This window comes from Pseudomonas sp. AU11447, from assembly GCF_001672555.2.
In the GTDB taxonomy this organism is placed as follows: Bacteria; Pseudomonadota; Gammaproteobacteria; order Pseudomonadales; family Pseudomonadaceae; genus Pseudomonas; species Pseudomonas nitroreducens.
Map to the genome: position 1 here is coordinate 83,675 of NZ_LZDG02000051.1, position 17,388 is coordinate 101,062.

18 protein-coding genes are annotated in these 17,388 nt (G+C 65.4%); 10 read left to right on the forward strand and 8 right to left on the reverse strand.

Going from position 1 to position 17,388, the window contains the following annotated elements:
- The first annotated feature begins 237 nt into the window (after nucleotides 1-237).
- A complete protein-coding gene (gene gltA, locus A6723_RS19985) occupies nucleotides 238-1,521 on the forward strand; it encodes a citrate synthase (RefSeq protein WP_045208034.1) in 1,284 nt (427 codons plus the stop codon).
- A gap of 212 nt (nucleotides 1,522-1,733) precedes the next feature.
- On the opposite strand, the gene A6723_RS19990 is transcribed toward gltA, so the two are convergent.
- The 3 genes from A6723_RS19990 to A6723_RS20000 all read right to left on the reverse strand — a co-directional run bounded on the left by A6723_RS19990 (nucleotide 1,734) and on the right by A6723_RS20000 (nucleotide 4,993).
- A complete protein-coding gene (locus A6723_RS19990) occupies nucleotides 1,734-2,339 on the reverse strand; it encodes an START domain-containing protein (protein ID WP_024765475.1) in 606 nt (201 codons plus the stop codon).
- 124 nt (nucleotides 2,340-2,463) lie between these two features.
- The gene (locus tag A6723_RS19995) at nucleotides 2,464-2,718 is read right to left on the reverse strand and encodes a YkgJ family cysteine cluster protein (protein ID WP_054907940.1); all 255 of its coding nucleotides are present in this window, start codon (nucleotides 2,716-2,718) and stop codon (nucleotides 2,464-2,466) included.
- A gap of 25 nt (nucleotides 2,719-2,743) precedes the next feature.
- Complete coding sequence (locus A6723_RS20000) at nucleotides 2,744-4,993, reverse strand: alpha-glucosidase (RefSeq protein ID WP_175405567.1); 2,250 nt, start codon at nucleotides 4,991-4,993, stop codon at nucleotides 2,744-2,746.
- Between the two features lie 70 nt (nucleotides 4,994-5,063).
- On the opposite strand from A6723_RS20000, the gene A6723_RS20005 reads away from it, so the two are divergent.
- Nucleotides 5,064-5,405 (forward strand): DMT family protein, encoded by a 342-nt coding sequence (locus A6723_RS20005; protein WP_045208042.1) that lies wholly within the window; start codon nucleotides 5,064-5,066, stop codon nucleotides 5,403-5,405.
- Nucleotides 5,406-5,471: 66 nt separating this feature from the next.
- Here A6723_RS20005 and A6723_RS20010 read toward each other — a convergent pair whose 3' ends face one another.
- Nucleotides 5,472-6,356 carry an NAD(P)-dependent oxidoreductase gene (locus tag A6723_RS20010; protein ID WP_305729048.1) on the reverse strand — a complete coding sequence of 295 codons (885 nt, stop codon included), beginning with the start codon at nucleotides 6,354-6,356 and terminating at the stop codon, nucleotides 5,472-5,474.
- Nucleotides 6,357-6,453: 97 nt separating this feature from the next.
- Here A6723_RS20010 and A6723_RS20015 point away from each other — a divergent pair, with 97 nt between their 5' ends.
- Together A6723_RS20015 and A6723_RS20020 are read left to right on the forward strand one after the other, a co-directional pair.
- Nucleotides 6,454-7,005, forward strand: a complete 552-nt coding sequence (locus A6723_RS20015; protein ID WP_054907937.1) for an exonuclease domain-containing protein — start codon at nucleotides 6,454-6,456, stop codon at nucleotides 7,003-7,005.
- A gap of 111 nt (nucleotides 7,006-7,116) precedes the next feature.
- On the forward strand, nucleotides 7,117-7,398 hold the full coding sequence (locus A6723_RS20020) for a pyrimidine/purine nucleoside phosphorylase (RefSeq protein WP_024765480.1): 282 nt from the start codon (nucleotides 7,117-7,119) through the stop codon (nucleotides 7,396-7,398).
- Nucleotides 7,399-7,546: 148 nt separating this feature from the next.
- Here the strand turns inward: A6723_RS20020 and A6723_RS20025 are convergent, their stop codons facing one another.
- A complete protein-coding gene (locus tag A6723_RS20025; protein WP_054907936.1) occupies nucleotides 7,547-8,464 on the reverse strand; it encodes a GTP-binding protein in 918 nt (305 codons plus the stop codon).
- Entirely contained in the window at nucleotides 8,461-10,209 is a 1,749-nt protein-coding gene (locus A6723_RS20030; RefSeq protein ID WP_054907935.1) for an amidohydrolase, read from the reverse strand. The genes A6723_RS20025 and A6723_RS20030 overlap by 4 nt, the downstream gene beginning before the upstream one ends.
- 111 nt (nucleotides 10,210-10,320) lie before the next feature.
- Here A6723_RS20030 and A6723_RS20035 point away from each other — a divergent pair, with 111 nt between their 5' ends.
- Nucleotides 10,321-11,367: an AraC family transcriptional regulator gene (locus A6723_RS20035; protein WP_054907934.1), complete on the forward strand. Its 1,047-nt coding sequence runs from the start codon at nucleotides 10,321-10,323 to the stop codon at nucleotides 11,365-11,367.
- An 89-nt stretch (nucleotides 11,368-11,456) separates the two neighbouring features.
- Here the strand turns inward: A6723_RS20035 and A6723_RS20040 are convergent, their stop codons facing one another.
- On the reverse strand, nucleotides 11,457-11,873 hold the full coding sequence (locus A6723_RS20040; RefSeq protein ID WP_054907933.1) for a VOC family protein: 417 nt from the start codon (nucleotides 11,871-11,873) through the stop codon (nucleotides 11,457-11,459).
- A gap of 17 nt (nucleotides 11,874-11,890) precedes the next feature.
- Nucleotides 11,891-12,316: a YciI family protein gene (locus tag A6723_RS20045; RefSeq protein ID WP_024765485.1), complete on the reverse strand. Its 426-nt coding sequence runs from the start codon at nucleotides 12,314-12,316 to the stop codon at nucleotides 11,891-11,893.
- A 246-nt stretch (nucleotides 12,317-12,562) separates the two neighbouring features.
- Here A6723_RS20045 and A6723_RS20050 point away from each other — a divergent pair, with 246 nt between their 5' ends.
- The 5 genes from A6723_RS20050 (at nucleotide 12,563) to A6723_RS20070 (ending at nucleotide 17,339) form a co-directional block, all read left to right on the forward strand.
- Entirely contained in the window at nucleotides 12,563-13,210 is a 648-nt protein-coding gene (locus A6723_RS20050; protein ID WP_054907932.1) for a hypothetical protein, read from the forward strand.
- A 79-nt stretch (nucleotides 13,211-13,289) separates the two neighbouring features.
- Nucleotides 13,290-13,757, forward strand: coding sequence for a YbaK/EbsC family protein (locus A6723_RS20055; protein ID WP_054907931.1), 468 nt, complete (start codon nucleotides 13,290-13,292; stop codon nucleotides 13,755-13,757).
- A gap of 309 nt (nucleotides 13,758-14,066) precedes the next feature.
- Nucleotides 14,067-15,290, forward strand: coding sequence for an SfnB family sulfur acquisition oxidoreductase (locus tag A6723_RS20060; protein ID WP_054907930.1), 1,224 nt, complete (start codon nucleotides 14,067-14,069; stop codon nucleotides 15,288-15,290).
- Between the two features lie 10 nt (nucleotides 15,291-15,300).
- Nucleotides 15,301-16,674: an LLM class flavin-dependent oxidoreductase gene (locus tag A6723_RS20065; RefSeq protein WP_054907929.1), complete on the forward strand. Its 1,374-nt coding sequence runs from the start codon at nucleotides 15,301-15,303 to the stop codon at nucleotides 16,672-16,674.
- The gene (locus tag A6723_RS20070) at nucleotides 16,674-17,339 is read left to right on the forward strand and encodes a methionine ABC transporter permease (RefSeq protein ID WP_045208070.1); all 666 of its coding nucleotides are present in this window, start codon (nucleotides 16,674-16,676) and stop codon (nucleotides 17,337-17,339) included. The genes A6723_RS20065 and A6723_RS20070 overlap by 1 nt, the downstream gene beginning before the upstream one ends.
- Nucleotides 17,340-17,388: the final 49 nt, after the last annotated feature.

The window sequence follows — 17,388 nt, forward strand, 5'->3', positions numbered from 1 at the left end:
TCGCCGAGTATAGACAGTTAGGCCCCTAATGACAACGGAAAGACCTCCACCTAAGGACTAATTGCCGCACCCCCATAAAAGGCGTAAACAGGCAAATTTTTCCGGCAAAACAGGGGCTTGGAGGAGCCAAACTTCTCCGATTGTGCAAATTGACATTCGGATTTATCTCTCTATAGTGGTGCGGGCCCTGCGTGGGGGGGTCGTACAGATGATTTCAAGCATAAATAGGAGGCCATCATGGCTGACAAAAAAGCGCAGTTGATCATCGAGGGCGCTGCCCCCGTCGAACTGCCTGTCCTCTCCGGCACGCTGGGTCCCGATGTTGTCGACGTGCGGGGCCTGACCTCCACGGGTCACTTCACTTTCGACCCCGGCTTCATGTCCACCGCCTCCTGCGAGTCGAAGATCACCTACATAGATGGTGATAAAGGTGTACTGCTGCATCGCGGCTACCCGATCGAACAGCTCGCCGAGAAGTCCGACTACCTGGAAACCTGCTACCTGCTGCTCAACGGCGAACTGCCCACTGCCGAGCAGAAAGAGAAGTTCGTCGGCACCATCAAGAACCACACCATGGTTCACGAGCAGCTGAAGACCTTCTTCAACGGTTTCCGCCGTGATGCGCACCCGATGGCCGTGATGTGCGGCGTGATCGGTGCCCTCTCCGCCTTCTATCACGACTCCCTGGACATCAATAATCCGAAGCACCGGGAAGTCTCGGCGCATCGTCTGATCGCCAAGATGCCGACCATCGCTGCCATGGTGTACAAGTACTCCAAGGGCGAGCCGATGATGTACCCGCGCAACGACCTGAACTATGCAGAAAACTTCCTGCATATGATGTTCAACACTCCCTGCGAGACCAAGCCGATCAGCCCTGTGCTGGCCAAGGCCATGGACCGCATCTTCATCCTGCACGCCGACCACGAGCAGAACGCCTCCACCTCCACCGTGCGCCTGGCGGGTTCCTCGGGTGCCAACCCGTTCGCCTGTATCGCCTCGGGCATCGCTGCCCTGTGGGGACCGGCTCACGGCGGTGCGAACGAAGCCGTTCTGCGCATGCTGGACGAGATCGGTGACGTATCGAACATCGAGAAGTTCGTGGCCAAGGCCAAGGACAAGAACGATCCGTTCAAGCTGATGGGCTTCGGCCACCGCGTCTACAAGAACTTCGACCCGCGCGCCAAGGTCATGAAGCAGACCTGCGACGAGGTTCTCCAGGAGCTGGGCATCAACGACCCGCAACTGGAACTGGCCATGAAGCTGGAAGAAATCGCCCGCCACGATCCGTACTTCGTGGAGCGCAACCTCTACCCGAACGTGGACTTCTACTCCGGCATCATCCTGAAGGCCATCGGCATCCCGACCAGCATGTTCACCGTGATCTTCGCCCTGGCACGTACCGTGGGCTGGATCTCGCACTGGCAGGAAATGCTCTCCGGCCCGTACAAGATCGGCCGTCCGCGCCAGCTGTACACCGGCGCCACCCAGCGCGACTTCGTGGACCTCAAGGCCCGCTAAGCGCTACGGCGTAAAAGAAAAGGCCGCCTTCGGGCGGCCTTTTTATTGCCACGGCTTTTCTGTAGGAGCGAGCTTGCTTGCTCGCGAACAGCCCCGCTGCGAGCTTCCCCACCCCTCGGTTCGCGAGCAGGAACTAGGCGTCACCTCGGTCCCGCAAAAGCAAAAAAGCCGCCCAAGGGCGGCTTCTTCACGAAAGGGAACGACAGCGCCGATTACTTCTCGGCAGCGCTGCGCAGGCCCTTCAGGGTATTCATCGGCGCATCGACCACGAAGCTGTTGGCCAGCCAGGACGGGATGCTGCCACCCGGCTCGGTCTGCACCTGGTAAGTCACCTCGGTCACGCCAGCGCCCTTGGGCACCAGCTTCCACTCGCCGATCAGTTTCGGCACGCGGATTTCGCCTTTTTCTTCCGGGATATAGGTCGGCTCGGCCTTGAGATGACGGATCAGGCCGCCGTCGGCGGTCTTCTCGGTGGTCACGTGGATCACCACGTCGCGGCCAGTCACCGGCCAGGGCATGTCGATCTTCGAGTAGGTCCAGGAATTGTCGCCTTCGGTCTTCAGCAGACGCATCTCGGCGCAGGCGTGGATCCACTTGCAGGAGCCGGCCACGTCTTCCTGCAGGGCGTTGATCTTGGCCACATCGGCCTTGATGTCGACGACGCCACGGTAGGCCTTGTACTTGGAGCCCGCGACCGGGCTGAGGAAGACCTTCACACCGTCGTCTTCCTTCTCCAGCTTCCAGTCGTCCGCCAGGGCAGTACCGGCAAAGCCCATCACGGCAGTGGCCAGCAGGGTCATACGCAATACACCACGCATCGTCTTACCTCTCTTTATTCTTGGTCTCGTAGGGTCGGCAATTGCCGGCGCCCTGTCGCAATCCGCGGTCTTGAGCGGATCGGGGCGTCAGTATGGACCGCGAAATCGTGACTTCCAAGTCACATCAGGCGGCGGTGATGCGTTCCCACTCGGTGAGGATCTGCAGGGCCTGTTCATTGCTGCTGCCACAGGCATCGGCGTCCGCATCGAAGGCCGCACAGACCTTTGGACGCCGTGAGTCGCCGAATAGTTTGCACAGATTGCGTTCATCCAGTTGCACGCAGCGCACCCCCGCAGGCTTGCCGTCGGGCATGCCGGGGATGGGCGAGGAAATCGACGGCGCTATGCAGCAGGCGCCACAGCCGATACGGCATTGCATGGTTGATGAACTCTCGACTCGCTGATCATGGGTTGGAGCGCAGCAGCCCCTGCTCGCGCAGCGCCGCCACCAGATGCGCGCCCTCGGCGGAACCGGCACGGTAGAACACCGCCGGCTCGCCAATTGGCGTGGGGACTTCAACTGTCCCGCCGGCAGCCACCTCGAAGGTGCTGCCGCTCCACAGGTGCACCCAGTGCCCCTCGGGCAATGCCACGCTCAGGCGCTGCACGCCGGGCTCCAGCACCGGGGCCACCAGAAATTGGTCGCCGAGCATATAGCTCGTCGGCGTTTCCGCCAAGCTGGCCGGATCAGCGGGAAACTCCAGCCATAGCGGGCGCACCAGCGGCCAGCCATGCTTCGCTGCCTCGTCCATCAGGCGCTGGCGGTAAGGCGCCAGCTCGCGGAACAATGTGGCGAAACGCTGCAGCTGCGCCACTGTGGCCGGCGTGCTGTAGGCCTGCACATTATCATCCGGGCGATTGCCCTCGTGGGTGCGCAGCAGGCTGGTGAAGGCGGAAAACTCCGTCCAGCGCAGCAGCAGTTCCTCGCTGCGGTGGTAGTTCCTGATCGAGCTGCTGATGGTGGTATAGCCGCCGGTGTCGCTGTGATTCAGGCTGAAACCGGAAACGCCACCAGACAGCAATCCCAACAGCGCACTGTGCAGGCCATCGTCGGCATCCCAGGTCACCAGTTGGTCACCCAGCCACAGGCTGGTGGTCAGTCCAGGGCTGCGGCTGTAGGCAGAGCGCATGAAGAACAGCAGCTCGCCTGGCCCCTCCTCGTCAACCAGTTGCCGGTTGAGCTTCGCCCACAGTTCCGGATAACGGTTGTGCAGCGCCGCGGCCGGCTCCCCGGACGCCAGCTTCGCTTCGTAGGGCAAGGCCTCGCCGAAGTCCGCCATCCAGCCGGAGAAGCCAGCGCCAAGCATTTCCTTGCGCATCACTTCGCGCAGCCACTCGGCAGCCTGAGGGTTGGTCAGGTCGACCAGCCCGGCGCTGAAGCTGGTGTTCTGCAGCAGCAGCGGCTGCCCCTGGGCGTCCACAGTCAGATAGCCATGCTCCAGCGCTTCCCGGTAGAGATTGCGGGTCGCCCCGCCCTTCTCCACCGTGTCCACCAGGAAGGGATTTACGTAGGCCAGGCTGCGAATACCCTTGGCCCGCAGCTCGGCATTGAAGGCTGACCAGCCCGGATAGCGCTCCCCATCGAGCACCCAGTTCCACCACAGTTGCTTGCCGAAACTGGTGGTGCGCTGGCCGACCCAGTCCTGCACCCAGACGCCGGCAAGCGGCACCTTCGCTTGCTCCAGCTGATGGACGATGCCACGCACACGCTCAGTGCCGCCCTGCAGCCCGAGGATCGCTCCCTGCTGCGTCCAGGCCGGCAACGGCGGCATGCGCCCGACTACCGAGGTGTGCGCCTCGATCAGTGCCTTGGGACTGCTGCCTTTATAGAAGTGCGCCTTGAGTTTGCCTGCGTGCACTTCCAGCGCCACGCGCTGATCGTCGCGCAGGTCGAAGACCTGGTACTCCGACGCCTCGCTGAAAAAGCCGTGCAGGCGCGAGGTGAGGTAGAAAGGTACTGGCGCGTAGGTGGTCCACCAATCACCACCGGCGCGGTTGGTCAGGTCGGCTGCCAGCGTGATGGGTTGCAGGCCTCGCCCCACGCCCTGCTCCTGCACCAGGATCGGCAGGCGGCGCCCGCTCAGGTCGAAGCGGGTGAACTGCTCGCCGAAGCCGTGGAACTGCTCGTCCGCCTCCCGCGCCCAAGCCAGATAGAGACGGTTCAGCGCCGGGTCATCCAGGCTCACATCCATCAGCACGCCGCGCTCGCCATCGGCACGCAGTGCAACGCTGTAGGGCACCTGCCGACCATCGTCGCAACCCAGTTTCCCCGAGATCAGCAGCTCATCCGGGCCGCCCCGAACGGCATCCAGCTGTTGCTGGCGACACAGCAAACCACGGTGTTCGTGGACGAACATTGCGCCACGATGCTCCTCGGCCGCGACACGCCCGATGCCGGCGGCGAGGAACCCGCCACGGGTTTGCCACAGCGTCTGCGCGGGGTGCTCGCCCGCCAGCAGCGCAAACGACGCCCCATCCCACTCCAGGCGGTAGTCACCCAGCTTCCAGCTCTGCCCGGCTGAGATGGCCGGCGCCACCGTCAGCTGCGCCCATACCGGTCGCTGCTGCCACCACTGCCAGCCTTTCCAGCCGCCGAATGCCAGCACACCCAGCGCCAGCAACACCGCGCCTCCCCGCAACAAGAATCTGATCACTATCCCGCCCCTTGGCTGTCGCGCGGCGCTCCACTAGGCTCAGGCGCAGTCCCTCTCTGGAGCCTCTGCCATGCCGGTCTGGCTGCAAACCGCGTTTCTTCTGTCGCTTTCCAACCTGTTCATGACCTTCGCCTGGTACGGCCACCTGAAAACCCTGAGCAGCAAGCCGTGGATCATCGCGGCGCTAGTCAGCTGGGGCATCGCACTCTTCGAGTATTTATTGCAGGTGCCTGCCAACCGCATCGGCTACACGGTGATGTCGGTGGGGCAACTGAAGATCATGCAGGAGGTCATCACGCTGGCGGTCTTCGTGCCGTTCAGCGTGTACTTCATGCAGCAGCCACTGAAGCTCGACTACTTGTGGGCCGGCTTGTGCCTGCTGGGCGCGGTGTACTTTATCTTCCGCGCCTGAGGCGGGCAGGAGCGGCGCACGACGATCTCTGCGACCGATGGCGCCACCTGCGGGGAATAAAGCGGGTCAGGACACGGGCGAATCCTGCAGGCGAGTGATCAGGCTGGAAGTATCCCAGCGCCCGCCACCGGCGGCCTGCACCTCAGCGTAGAACTGGTCGACCAGCGCCGTGACCGGCAGTTGCGCGCCGTTGCGGCGGGCCTCGTCGAGCACGATCCCCAGGTCCTTGCGCATCCAGTCCACCGCGAAGCCGAAGTCGAAGCGCCCTTCCAGCATGCTCTGGTGGCGATTCTCCAATTGCCAGGATTGCGCCGCGCCCTTGCTGATCACTTCCATGGCCGCCATCCCGTCGAGGCCGGCGCTCTGGGCGAAGTGCAGCGCCTCCGACAGCCCTTGCAGCAAGCCGCCGACGCAGATCTGGTTGACCATCTTGGTCAACTGGCCGCTGCCCACCGGGCCCATGCGCCGCACCATGCGCGCGTAGGTGGCGATCACCGGTTCGGCGCGCGCATAGAGGTCCGCATCGCCGCCAACCATCACCGTCAGCGCACCGTTCTCGGCGCCGGCCTGGCCGCCGGAGACAGGCGCATCAAGGAAGCCCAGCTCGCGCTCCGCCGCCGCCACGGCCAGTTCACGGGCGACCTCAGCCGAAGCGGTGGTGTGGTCCACCAGCACAGCGCCCGGCTGCATCCCGGCCAACGCGCCTTCCTCGCCCAGCACCACGCTGCGCAGGTCATCATCGTTGCCGACGCAGCACATCACGAACTCAGCCCACTGCGCGGCCTCGCGCGGAGTGTCCGCCGAACTGCCGCCAAACTGCCTGACCCACTGGACCGCGCGGCTCGCGGTGCGGTTGTAGACGCACACCTCATGCCCTTCGCGCGCCAGATGCCCGGCCATGGGATAGCCCATCACGCCCAGACCGATGAATGCCACTTTCGCCATCTTGATCCCCCTTGTCCTGGTAGCCGGTCAGCCTAGCACAGCGGTTTGCCGGCCCCGCAAACGCCTTCCATACTCGATTCGTACCCAACCACGAGCACCGACTATGCCCCACTGGCTGGTGATCGACCTGGAAGCCACCACCGAGGAAGGCGGCTGGCCGGTCGAGGAAATGGAAATCATCGAGATCGGCGCCAGCCTGGTGGCCGAGGCCGACGGCCGCGAGCTGGATCACTTCCAGCGCTTCGTACGCCCGCAACGTCGACCGCTGCTGACCGCCTTCTGTCGCGAACTCACCCACATCACCCAGGCCAACGTCGATGCCGCCGCGCCCCTGCATGAGGTCTGGCCGCAATTCGAGCGCTGGCTGGCCCAGCACCGCCCGTGCCTGGCCGGCTGGACCAGCTGGGGCGACTACGACCGCCACCAGCTGGAACTGGAATGGCGTCGCCAGAACCTGGACAGCCACCTGGCCCGTGTTCCTCACGTCAACCTCAAACAGCGCTTCGCCCAGGCCCGCCAGCTCAAGCGGCCGGTGGGCCTGAATGCCGCGCTGCACCTGGCCGGATTGAACTTCCAGGGACAGCCGCACCGCGCCCTGGAGGATGCCCGCAATACGGCCCGCCTGTTGCCGCTGACACTGCCGGTGGCCGGCTGAAAGAAGGCCCCATTCACTGACCGAACGGTCGCCTGCGCCGCTCTAGTGACGGAGCCTGCGCCCTTGGGCATACTGGCGGGCCCTTTTTCACCCCTCTAGCAGGAGAAGCCCATGTTCAAGGTCAACGAGTACTTCGACGGCACCGTCAAATCCATCGCCTTCGACATGACCGCAGGCCCCGCCACTATCGGCGTGATGGCTCCCGGCGAATACGAATTCGGCACCAGCCAACTGGAGGTGATGCACGTCGTCGCCGGCGCGCTGACCGTCAAGCTGCCGGGCAGCGACAGCTGGGAAACCTTCGAAGGCGGCAGCAACTTCACCGTGCCGGCCAACAGCAAGTTCCAGCTGAAAGTCGCCCAGGACACCGCCTACCTCTGCGAATACCGCTGAGTTCGGCTGTTCCATTAAAAACCGGCCCTGGTGGCCGGTTTTTTATTGGCTGCGAAAAGGCCCGGCGAACTCTCGGTGCTCGGGCGCCCCTCTCCCCCGCCCTATCCCTAAAGGGAGAGGGCATCCCATGGCACAGAATTCCAGGCAGCTAAGAAAAGCACCCTTGCAGGCCAGCCTCAAGATCAGCCCGCAGCCCCGCATCCTTCTCGGCAATGAACACCAGCCGCGAGCCCTGTGCCGCCTCGGCCGCCGTCGCCGGGCGCAGTTGATAGCGCCCGCCCACATACTGCAGCCACTGCACATCACCCTGCCCCTTCAGGCGGATCAGCCCCTTGAGCCGCAACAGCCCGCGCGGCAATGTCTCCAGCCAGTGTTTCAGCCGCACGCCATCGAAGCTTTCATCGCCCTGCCAGCTCCAGCTGTCGAACAGGTCGCCATGGTCGACTCCTTCCTGCCCATGCGGCCGGAGCTTGCGTGACGGCTCGCCCAGCAGCAGTTCATCGGGAATCTGCGCCTGGATAGTTTCCAGCACGCGCGCGCCACGGCCGAAGCGCTCGCGCTGGGCGGCCAGCTCATCGGCTTCGAGCAGGTCGCACTTGTTCAGCAGCAGCAGATCGGCGGCGGCCGCCTGCATGCGTTCCAGCCGCGCATACTCGCCTTCGAGCGGCTCACGACGGGCAGCGTCGACCACGGTCAGCACCGCATCCAGGTGCAGGCGTCGGCGCAGCTTCGGGTAGCCCAGCGTCTGTACGATGCGCTGCGGGTCGGACACCCCGCTGCACTCGATCACCACCTGTTCCAGCGGCGGGTGCATGTTCGCCAGCCGTTCCAGCTGCGCCAGCAGGTCGTCCTGCACCGAGCAGCAGATGCAGCCGTTCTCCAGGCTGTACACGGCCTCGGTTTGCTCGGCGATCATCCCGGCGTCGATGTTCAGCTCGCCGAAGTCATTGACGATCACTGCCAGCCGCCGCCCTTCGCAGCGCTCCAGCAGGTTGCGCAGCAGCGTGGTCTTGCCGGCGCCGAGGAAGCCGGCGACCACCGTTACCGGGATGCTCGCGGCGTTCATGCGTTGACGCCTTCGATGCGCGGCGGCTCGCCCTGCCAGACAGCCGCCAGCGGCGTGTCGGCGAACTGGCCGAGGCGGTCGTAGACCGGCCGCCCCTCGACGAAGGTCAGCTGCACTTCGGTACGGTGAATGTAGTTGCGTGCCGGCTGCTCGAAGAGGTTGCGATCGAGCACGATGAAGTCCGCCGACTTGCCCGCCTCCAGGCTGCCGGTGAGATGTTCCAGGCCCATGGCGTAGGCGCCGTTGAGGGTCGCCACGCGGATCGCCTGTTCCAGGCTGATCGGTTCGCCAAAGCAGGCCGGGTCGTCGTTCCACGGGTTCTGCCGGGTGACCAGGGTTTCCAGCGCCAGCCAGGGATCGATGGACGCCACTGGCCAGTCGGTGCCGAACACCGCGGTGCCGCCGGCGGCCAGCACGCCCTTGAAGTCGTAGATGCGCTTCAGGCGATCCGGACCGTAGCCGGAGCGCGCCCCGCTGGCGAAAGGCGTCGGGTACCAGGCCGCCGGGGAGAACTCGGCGATCACCTCCAGCTCGCGGAAGCGCTTGAGGTTGCCCGGATGCAGGATGGTGCTGTGCGCGCACTGGTGGCGTACGCCGCTGAAGCCGTTGCGCCGGCGCGCTTCGGCCACCGCGTCGAGGAACACGTCGGACGCCGCATCGCCGGTGCAATGGGCAATCACACGGATACCCCGGCGATCCATGTCCACCACCATGTCGGTGATGTGCTCCGGGGTCAGGTTCAGCTTGCCGCGCCAGGCGTCCTCGCCCGGCCACGGCGTAATAAGGAAGGAGGAACGCGGTTCGACGGTACCGTCGAAGTGGAATTTCACCGCGTTCGCCGACAACCGTGCGCTGCGGTAGTAGTGGCGTTCGCCGCTGAGCAGTTCCCAGCGGCGGCGCACCGGGAAGATATCGTCCTGCCAGCTGATCGCTGCTTCCACCCGCAGGGTCAGTTGGCCGGCGTCGTCTAGGTGCTTGAGGGCATCCAGGCGGTTCTCGCAGACGTGCACATACTTTGCCGCCGTGACCCCGCGCGAACTCTGGAAGTGCACGCCATCTCGGTAAGCCTGGCGCAGCACCTTGGCCGGGGTCGGCGGCATGGCGGCATGGATCAGCGCGTAGGCGCCGTCGATCATCAGGCCGTTGGGCTCGCCGGTGAGCTCGTCACGCTCCAGGTAACCATTGCGCGGATCGGGCGTGTTGGCGTCGATGCGGGCCAGCTCCAGGGCGCGGGAGTTGACCATCATGGTGCCCCACATGCGGTCGAGCAGTGCCACCGGGCGATCCGGCAGGATGCTGTCGAGCCACTCGCGGCCCGGCTTCAGCCCGGCCTCGCGGAAGGTGTAACGCACCCAGTACTGGCCGTAGACCCAGCCATCGCCAGGGTGGCTGTCGGCATAGTCGCGGATCGCTTTCGCCAACTGATCCGGAGTCGGGTCCTCGATGCCGACATCGAGGTCGTCGGCGTAGCGGGGTGCCAGCGCCAGGTCCGGGTGGGTGTGCATGTCGTGCAGGCCGGGCATGCAGAAGGCGCCTTCGAGATCACGCACCAGGGTGTCCGGGCCGATCAGGTGCTCCATGTCCTCGCGCCGGCCAACCGCCAGCAGCCGGCCATCGCGGACGGCCACGGCCTCGGCCCAGGGCTGGGCGGGGTCGAGGGTGTAGAAGCGGCCGTTGTGCAGCAGCAGTTCTGCGAAGCGGTCGCTGGGGGAATTGGAGGAGCGGAAGCGGTCCGGAGCGGTCATGGGATGCCCTTGTTGTTCTTGTCCGTGGAGGCAGTATAGGGCTCGACTTTCAGCCATTGACTAGCACAAGATGACAACTCGCTAGCATTAAACGACAGGTTGACTGCGCGAATGCCCACCGCTTCCTTCGACATCGATTACGCCGCGCGCCAACTGTTCCGCCACTTCCTCGACGAATGGCGCGCTCGCCCCGCCCTGCCTCCGGTGGCTCCCCTGCTCGGCGGCCTGGGCTTGCCGCCGAGCGGAGAAGCGGCAGCCACCGAGATGAACTTCGCCCGCTACTATCGCTTGCTGCAGCAGGCCGCCGGGTTGCTCGGCCCGAGCGACTTCTACCTGCGCCTGGGCCAGCGCTACAACCTCTATGACCTGGGAGTGATCGGCTACGCGCTGATCAGCGCGGCCAACCTGCGGCGCTCCTGGGACATTTCCCTCGGCCAGCCGTCGAGCCTGATGCCCCACCCGATCCACACCCACCGCGAGGAAGTCGGCGAGCACATCCGCCTGACACTGCAATTGCCGCCCTTCAGCGAGGTAGAGCGCATCGCCCTCTGCGAGGAATGGCTGAGCAGTACCTGGCGCTGGTTGTGCCAGCGCCTGCCGGACCTGGAACACTGCGCCGACATGCAGTTGCACCTGCCCTACCCGCCGCCGGCCCATGCGGCGCTGTACCAACAGCTATTCCCCGGCCCCTGCCATTTCAATGCCGGCCAGGCCGAGCTGTGGATGCCGAAGGCATTCCATGACCAACCCTTCTCCACCGCCAACCCCTCGGTGAGCCGGCTGTGCCAGGCCCAGGGCGCGGCAACGCTGGCCAGCTTCGAGCGCGGCCCGGCATTGCCCGATGATGTGCGCTACTACCTGCTGCAGAACGCGCGCATCCCGCTGCCGGACCTGGAGCAGACCGCCGCCTGGCTGCGCCTGCCGCCGCATACGCTGCAACGCCGGCTGCGCGAGCACGGGCTGACGTTCAAGGGCATCGTGCTGGAAGTGCGGATGGCGCTGGCCCAGCGTTATCTGCTGGCCAGCCGGATGGCATTGCAGGAGATCGCCTTCCTGCTCGGCTATGAACACGTCACCAGTTTCCACCGGGCATTTCAGCGGTTTACCGGGACAACACCGGAGCGATTCCGCGCCAACGGTGGGAAGGAGCAGCCGTAGGGTGCATAACCTGGAACAGGTTATCCGCCGGCAACACCACGGCGGATAACGCTGGCGCGTTATGCGCCCTACGGATTATCGAGGCGCACTCAGGCTTCTTTCTCGCAATTGATCATCCACGGCACCCCGAAGCGGTCTTCCACCGCGCCGAACAGCTCGGCCCAGAAGGTCTGGTCCAGCGGCATGGTGACCTTGCCACCCTTGCCCAGGGCGTCGAAGAGGCGCCGCGCCTCGGCCTTGCTATCGACATTGAGGGTGATCGACACGCCCTTGACCCCTTCGTACTGGCCGCACTGGGGCGAGGCATCCGAGCCCATCAGCACATGGCCGTCTACCTCCAGGCGGACATGGATGACACGGTTTTTCAGCGCCTCGGGCATGTCCTCGCAGCCCGGCGCATCGGAGAAGCGCATCAGCGCCGGCAGCTCGGCGCGCAGCACCTCGGCGTAATAACGGAAGGCTTCCTCGCAGTTGCCATCAAAGACCAGGTAGGCATTCATCAACATGGCGGTGTCCTCCAGATTCAGGATTTGCTGGCGATTTCGGCGCGCAGGCGTTCTTCCTGCTCGCGCAGTTCCGGGGTGAATTCGGCGCCGAAGTCCTCGGCCTCGAAGATCTGCCGGATTTCGATCTCGGACTCACCATCGAAGGGATTGGGCGAGCGCTTGACCCAGTCGATGCACTCCTGCAACGACGCGGTCTGCATGATCCAGAAGCCGGCGATAAGCTCCTTGGTTTCGGCGAACGGGCCGTCGATCACCTGCCGCGAAGCGCCATCGAAGCGCACCCGCGCGCCCTTGGCGCTGGGGTGCAGCCCTTCGCCCGCCAGCATCACCCCGGCCTTGACCAGTTCTTCGTTGAACGCCCCCATGGCGGCGAGCAGTTCTTCCTTGGGCATCACACCCGCCTCGGAGTCGGCGGTGGCTTTGACGATCACCATGAAACGCATGGGTTTTCTCCTCTTGTCATTCTCTTGTAATTGCCAGCGTGGCGGCCGGTTTCATCCGGTTCCTGACAAATAGTCGAAGGGCAGGACGGCAGATCGACAGGCCGGGCAAATTTTTTTAATGATGCTGGGCGGGCTCTGAGCATAGGCCGGCAGACGAGCGCCAGAGCGCCATATGAGAAATTTCACTATGGACGAACAAAGTCGGCACCATTACAACGTGCCTCCCGCTACCCGTGAATTCGAGACATGCAAGTCCAACTGATCCCGGTCGTCGAGCTGTTCTACCCGGTCGGGTCAGTTCCCACGCCCGCCACAGGCCCCTACTGGGAACATGTGGACAGCTGGCAGGACTACCAGTCACGGAGCCTGCTGGCCAACGGGTTCAGCCCGGGCCTGAAGCCGTATCGAGCAGGCGCGGCCCTCTACCGGCTGGCAGAAATGACTGACGAGGATATCGCTCAACTGGCCAGCCTGCACTGCGCCGGGGGGCTGCAGATTTCCGGCGACTGGGAACAGGTGTGCCCGCTGTCAGGCGGCTATGTTCTACGGCTGGACAACAGCGATCTCTTCTATCCGCAATGTTGCAGCGACCTGCGCGACCTGCAGAGCTGGCGGCAGATCGCCCAGGGGAAAGGCCGATACCTCTACAGTGGCCATCCTTCCCCGGTGATCCGTATCGAGCGAGGCACCATTACCTTCGACTTCCGCGAAGGCGATATGGGCGAAGCCTTTGCTCCGCCACCCGCGCGCTCCTCGGCATCCTTTCCATTGGTTGGTCTGGCAGTAGCCGTACAGACTGCCGAACTCGAACTGCAAACCTTCGCTGTACGCCTGGAGCGGCTGAACGCCGAGCGCCACCTGAACATTCCCAACATCCGGGCCCTGCTCCTCTAAGAGCCACAGTCGGAGGCTGGACAGCCCCGCCGGCACTCCCTAGATTCAGACCTTTTCGCACTACACGGAGCATTACCCCATGAGCCTGGAATCGGTTCGCGCCTTCTTCGCCGAAAAGGCCCCCGACATCGCCATCATCGAGCTGGAAACCAGTACCGCCACTGTCGCCCTGGCCGCCGAGGCCCACGGCGTCGAGCCGGGCCGCATCGCCAAGACGCTTTCCCTGCGCGTCGGCGAACGCACCGTGCTGGTGGTGGCGCGTGGCGATGCGCGGCTGGACAACCGCAAGCTCAAGGACGCCTTTGGCGGCAAGGCCAAGATGCTCGGCGCCGAGGAAGTCGTGGAGTTGACCGGCCACCCCGTAGGCGGGGTCTGCCCGTTCGGCCTGGCGACGCCGTTGCCGGTGTATTGCGATGTGTCGTTGCAGGCGTTCGATGAGGTACTGCCGGCGGCCGGCGCGGTGCACAGCGCTGTGAGGATCGGGCCGCAGCGCATGGCAGAGCTGGTGGCGGCGGACTGGATCGATGTCTGCCAGGAACTGGCCTGAGATCGGCGCTGCCAGCCTGGTTCGCGAGCAAGCTCGCTCCTACAAGAAATGCATCGGCGTTGAACCGTAGGAGCGCGCTTGCTCGCGAACATCGTCCCCCTACCGACAGAATCCCCGCTGCGCCGTCGCTGTTGCTCCAGCAACACTCGCCCAACACTTTGCTGTTTGCCCAGCGCCTAAACTGTTGGCGAAAAACACCAAGCCATTGATTTAAAAGACTTTTAAATTTCGGCACAGCTTGTGCAATGACCTGGACAGACAGGCCCGAACACCGGGCCGCTTCATCTGCCCCGAGGTCGCTGTACTGCCATGTCCCAACTCCCCGAATCCGCCAACTACGACATCCGTGAGCCGAACTCCCAGGTAATCGCCTCCGACGCCGAGGCCATCGACGTCGCCCACAAGGTCGCTGCCTTCCTGCTCGAAGGCGCCGCCGAGCGCGACCGCAACCGCGAAGTCCCGCCGGAAGTCGTCGAGGTCTACTCCAACAGCGGCCTGTGGGGCATCACCGTGCCGCGCGCCTTTGGCGGCGCCGAGGTGTCCTACGCCACGCTGGCGGATGTCATCGCCATCATCTCCGCCGCCGACCCGTCGCTGGGGCAGATTCCACAGAACCATTACTGCCTGCTGGAAGACATCCGCCTGCAGGGCAGCGACGAGCAGAAGCACTTCTTCTTCGACCTCGCGCTCAAGGGCAACCGCTTCGCCAACGCGCTGTCGGAAACCGGCGGCAAGACCGTGCAGGACATCCAGACCCGCCTGCGCCGCGACGGTGACCATGTCGTGCTCGACGGTCGCAAGGGCTACTGCACCGGCTCGCTCTACGCCCACTGGCTCGGCGTGCTGGGCCTGGACGAACAGGGCAACGCCCAGCTCGCCTTCGTCCCACGCGGCACGCCGGGGCTGGTGATCGTCGACGACTGGGCGAGCATCGGCCAGCGCACCACCTCCAGCGGCACCGTGCTGGTGGAAGGCCTGCGCGTGCCGGCGTTCAACGTCTTCCCCACCCACCGCTCCTACGACGTGCCGACCCTGGCCGGCCCGTTCGCGCAGATCACCACCGCCGCCATCGACGCCGGCATTGCCCGCGCGGCGCTGCGCGACACCATCGCCTTCGTCCGCGAACAGGCGCGCCCGTGGATCGACGCCGGCGTGGAGAAGGCCAGCGAAGACCCGCTGACCATCATCCAAGTCGGTGAACTGGGCATCCGCATCGAAGCCGCCGACGCCCTGCTGGAGCGCGCCGGCAAGGTGATGGACGCCGCCCGCCCGGCGCCGGACGAAGACAGCGTGGCCCGCGCCTCGGTTGCCGTGGCCAAGGCCAAGGTGCTGACCACCGAAGTCGCCATCGACGCCGCCAACAAGCTGTTCGAGCTGGGCGGCACCCGCTCCACCCTCGCCCGCCACGCCCTCGACCGCCACTGGCGCAACGCCCGCGTGCACACCCTGCACGACCCGGTGCGCTGGAAGTACCACCTTGTCGGCAACTGGCTGCTGAACGACAAGCGCCCGCCGCGCCACGACTGGAACTGAGGCCATCGCCATGAGCAAGCAGATTCGCCTCAACGCCTTCGCCATGAACTGCGTCGGCCACCTCTCGCCCGGCCTCTGGCGCCACCCACGCGACCAGCAGGCCGCGCGCTACACCGACATCCACTACTGGATCGAACTGGCGAAAACCCTCGAACGCGGCAGGATCGACGGCCTGTTCCTGGCCGACGTGCTGGGCGTCTACGACGTCTACCACGGCAACGCTGACGCCGCGCTGAGCGCCGGCGCCCAGGTGCCGGCCAACGACCCGCTGCAGATCGTCCCGGCCATGGCCGCGGCCACCGAGCACCTGGGCTTCGGCATCACCGCCTCGGTGTCGTTCGAGCACCCGTTCCCGTTCGCCCGGCGCATGTCCACGCTGGATCACCTGACCCGTGGCCGAGCCGGCTGGAACATCGTCACCTCCTACCTCAACAGCGGCGCGCGCAACCTGGGGCTGAAGCAGCAGCTCAACCACCAGCAGCGCTACGCCCTGGCCGCCGAGTACCTGGAGGTCTGCTACAAGCTCTGGGAAGCCAGCTGGGACGATGACGCCGTGGTCGCCGACCGCAAGAGCGGCGTCTACGCCGACCCGCGCAAGGTGCACCCCATCGAGCACAAGGGCGAGCACTTCGAGGTGCCCGGCTTCCACCTCAGCCAGCCATCGCCGCAGCGCACGCCGGTGCTGTACCAGGCCGGCGCCTCCAGCCGCGGCAAGGCCTTCGCCGCCGGCAATGCCGAGTGCGTATTCGTCGCCGCGCCGACCAAAAACATCCTCCGCGACCAGGTGGCCGACCTGCGCCGCCTCGCCGTGGAGGCCGGCCGCCAGCCCGGCGACGTGCTGGTGCTCAACCAGCTCACGGTAATCGTCGCGCCGACCGATGCCGAGGCGCTGGCCAAGCTGGAAGACTACCGCCAGTACAGCGACCGCGAAGGCGCCCTGGCGCTGGTCTCCGGCTGGACCGGCATCGACTTCGGCCAGTACGCGCCGGACCAGGTGTTGCGCCACGTACAGAGCGACGCCATCCAGTCCGCGGTGGACGCCTTCAGCGCTGCCGACCCGCAGCGCCAGTGGACCGCCGCCGAGATCGCCGACTACTGCGCCCTGGGCGGCGACGGCCCGCTGCTGGTGGGTTCGCCGCAGACCGTGGCGGACCAGTTGCAGGCCTGGGTCGAGGAAACCGACGTGGACGGTTTCAACCTCTCCAGCCTGGTGGCGCCGGAAACCTTCGTCGACATCGTCGACCTGCTGGTGCCGGAACTACAGGCGCGCGGACTGTTCAAGCGCGAGTACGAACAGGGCACGCTGCGCAACAAGCTGTTCGGCCAGGGCGACCGCCTCGGCGCTTCGCACCGCGCCGCGCAGCTGCGCAGGGGCCGCGAATGATGGACGGCTGGTTCCGCAACCTCGACTGGCACGACCTCGGCCAGGCCTGCCTGGACACCCTCGCCATGCTCGGCGGCGCGCTGGCCTTCACCGTGCTGCTGGGCCTGCCGCTGGGCGTCCTGCTGTACCTCACCGGCAAGCGCCAGCTGCACGAGAAACCCGGCCTGTACCGCGCCCTGTCGGTGGTGGTGAACATGCTGCGTTCGTTGCCGTTCATCATCCTGCTGATCGTGCTGATCCCGGTCACCACGCTGGTCACCGGCACTTCGCTGGGCGTGCCCGGTGCCATTCCGCCACTGGTGGTGGGCTGCACGCCGTTCTTCGCGCGGCTGGTGGAAACCGCCCTGCGCGAAGTCGACCGCGGCCTGGTGGAAGCCACCCAGGCGATGGGCGCCAGCACCTGGCAGATCATCTGGCACACGCTGCTGCCGGAAGCCCGCACCGGGCTGATCGCTGCCGTCACCGTGACTGCCATCGTGCTGGTGGACTACACGGCGATGTCCGGCGTGATCGGCGGCGGTGGCCTCGGCGACCTGGCCATCCGCTTCGGTTACCAGCGTTTCCAGACCGACGTGATGATCATCACCGTCGCCCTGCTGATCCTGCTGGTGCAGGCCCTGCAGATGAGCGGCGACCGCCTGGTGGCGCGCTACACCCGGCGCTGAATTCCCCGCCCACTCCCTCTCCGGGAGCGGCACCCAGAACACCCGCCGG

What these genes read in the sequence shown, in the direction of transcription:
- A6723_RS20045 (WP_024765485.1), bottom strand. Translation starts at nt 12,316, where the DNA reads ATGCGTTTCATGGTGATCGTCAAAGCCACCGCCGACTCCGAGGCGGGT.
- A6723_RS20005 (WP_045208042.1), top strand. Translation starts at nt 5,064, where the DNA reads ATGCCGGTCTGGCTGCAAACCGCGTTTCTTCTGTCGCTTTCCAACCTG.
- A6723_RS20015 (WP_054907937.1), top strand. Translation starts at nt 6,454, where the DNA reads ATGCCCCACTGGCTGGTGATCGACCTGGAAGCCACCACCGAGGAAGGC.
- A6723_RS20020 (WP_024765480.1), top strand. Translation starts at nt 7,117, where the DNA reads ATGTTCAAGGTCAACGAGTACTTCGACGGCACCGTCAAATCCATCGCC.
- A6723_RS20050 (WP_054907932.1), top strand. Translation starts at nt 12,563, where the DNA reads ATGCAAGTCCAACTGATCCCGGTCGTCGAGCTGTTCTACCCGGTCGGG.
- A6723_RS20035 (WP_054907934.1), top strand. Translation starts at nt 10,321, where the DNA reads ATGCCCACCGCTTCCTTCGACATCGATTACGCCGCGCGCCAACTGTTC.
- A6723_RS20040 (WP_054907933.1), bottom strand. Translation starts at nt 11,873, where the DNA reads ATGTTGATGAATGCCTACCTGGTCTTTGATGGCAACTGCGAGGAAGCC.
- gltA (WP_045208034.1), top strand. Translation starts at nt 238, where the DNA reads ATGGCTGACAAAAAAGCGCAGTTGATCATCGAGGGCGCTGCCCCCGTC.
- A6723_RS19995 (WP_054907940.1), bottom strand. Translation starts at nt 2,718, where the DNA reads ATGCAATGCCGTATCGGCTGTGGCGCCTGCTGCATAGCGCCGTCGATT.
- A6723_RS20025 (WP_054907936.1), bottom strand. Translation starts at nt 8,464, where the DNA reads ATGAACGCCGCGAGCATCCCGGTAACGGTGGTCGCCGGCTTCCTCGGC.
- A6723_RS20070 (WP_045208070.1), top strand. Translation starts at nt 16,674, where the DNA reads ATGGACGGCTGGTTCCGCAACCTCGACTGGCACGACCTCGGCCAGGCC.
- A6723_RS20060 (WP_054907930.1), top strand. Translation starts at nt 14,067, where the DNA reads ATGTCCCAACTCCCCGAATCCGCCAACTACGACATCCGTGAGCCGAAC.
- A6723_RS20030 (WP_054907935.1), bottom strand. Translation starts at nt 10,209, where the DNA reads ATGACCGCTCCGGACCGCTTCCGCTCCTCCAATTCCCCCAGCGACCGC.
- A6723_RS20055 (WP_054907931.1), top strand. Translation starts at nt 13,290, where the DNA reads ATGAGCCTGGAATCGGTTCGCGCCTTCTTCGCCGAAAAGGCCCCCGAC.
- A6723_RS19990 (WP_024765475.1), bottom strand. Translation starts at nt 2,339, where the DNA reads ATGCGTGGTGTATTGCGTATGACCCTGCTGGCCACTGCCGTGATGGGC.
- A6723_RS20065 (WP_054907929.1), top strand. Translation starts at nt 15,301, where the DNA reads ATGAGCAAGCAGATTCGCCTCAACGCCTTCGCCATGAACTGCGTCGGC.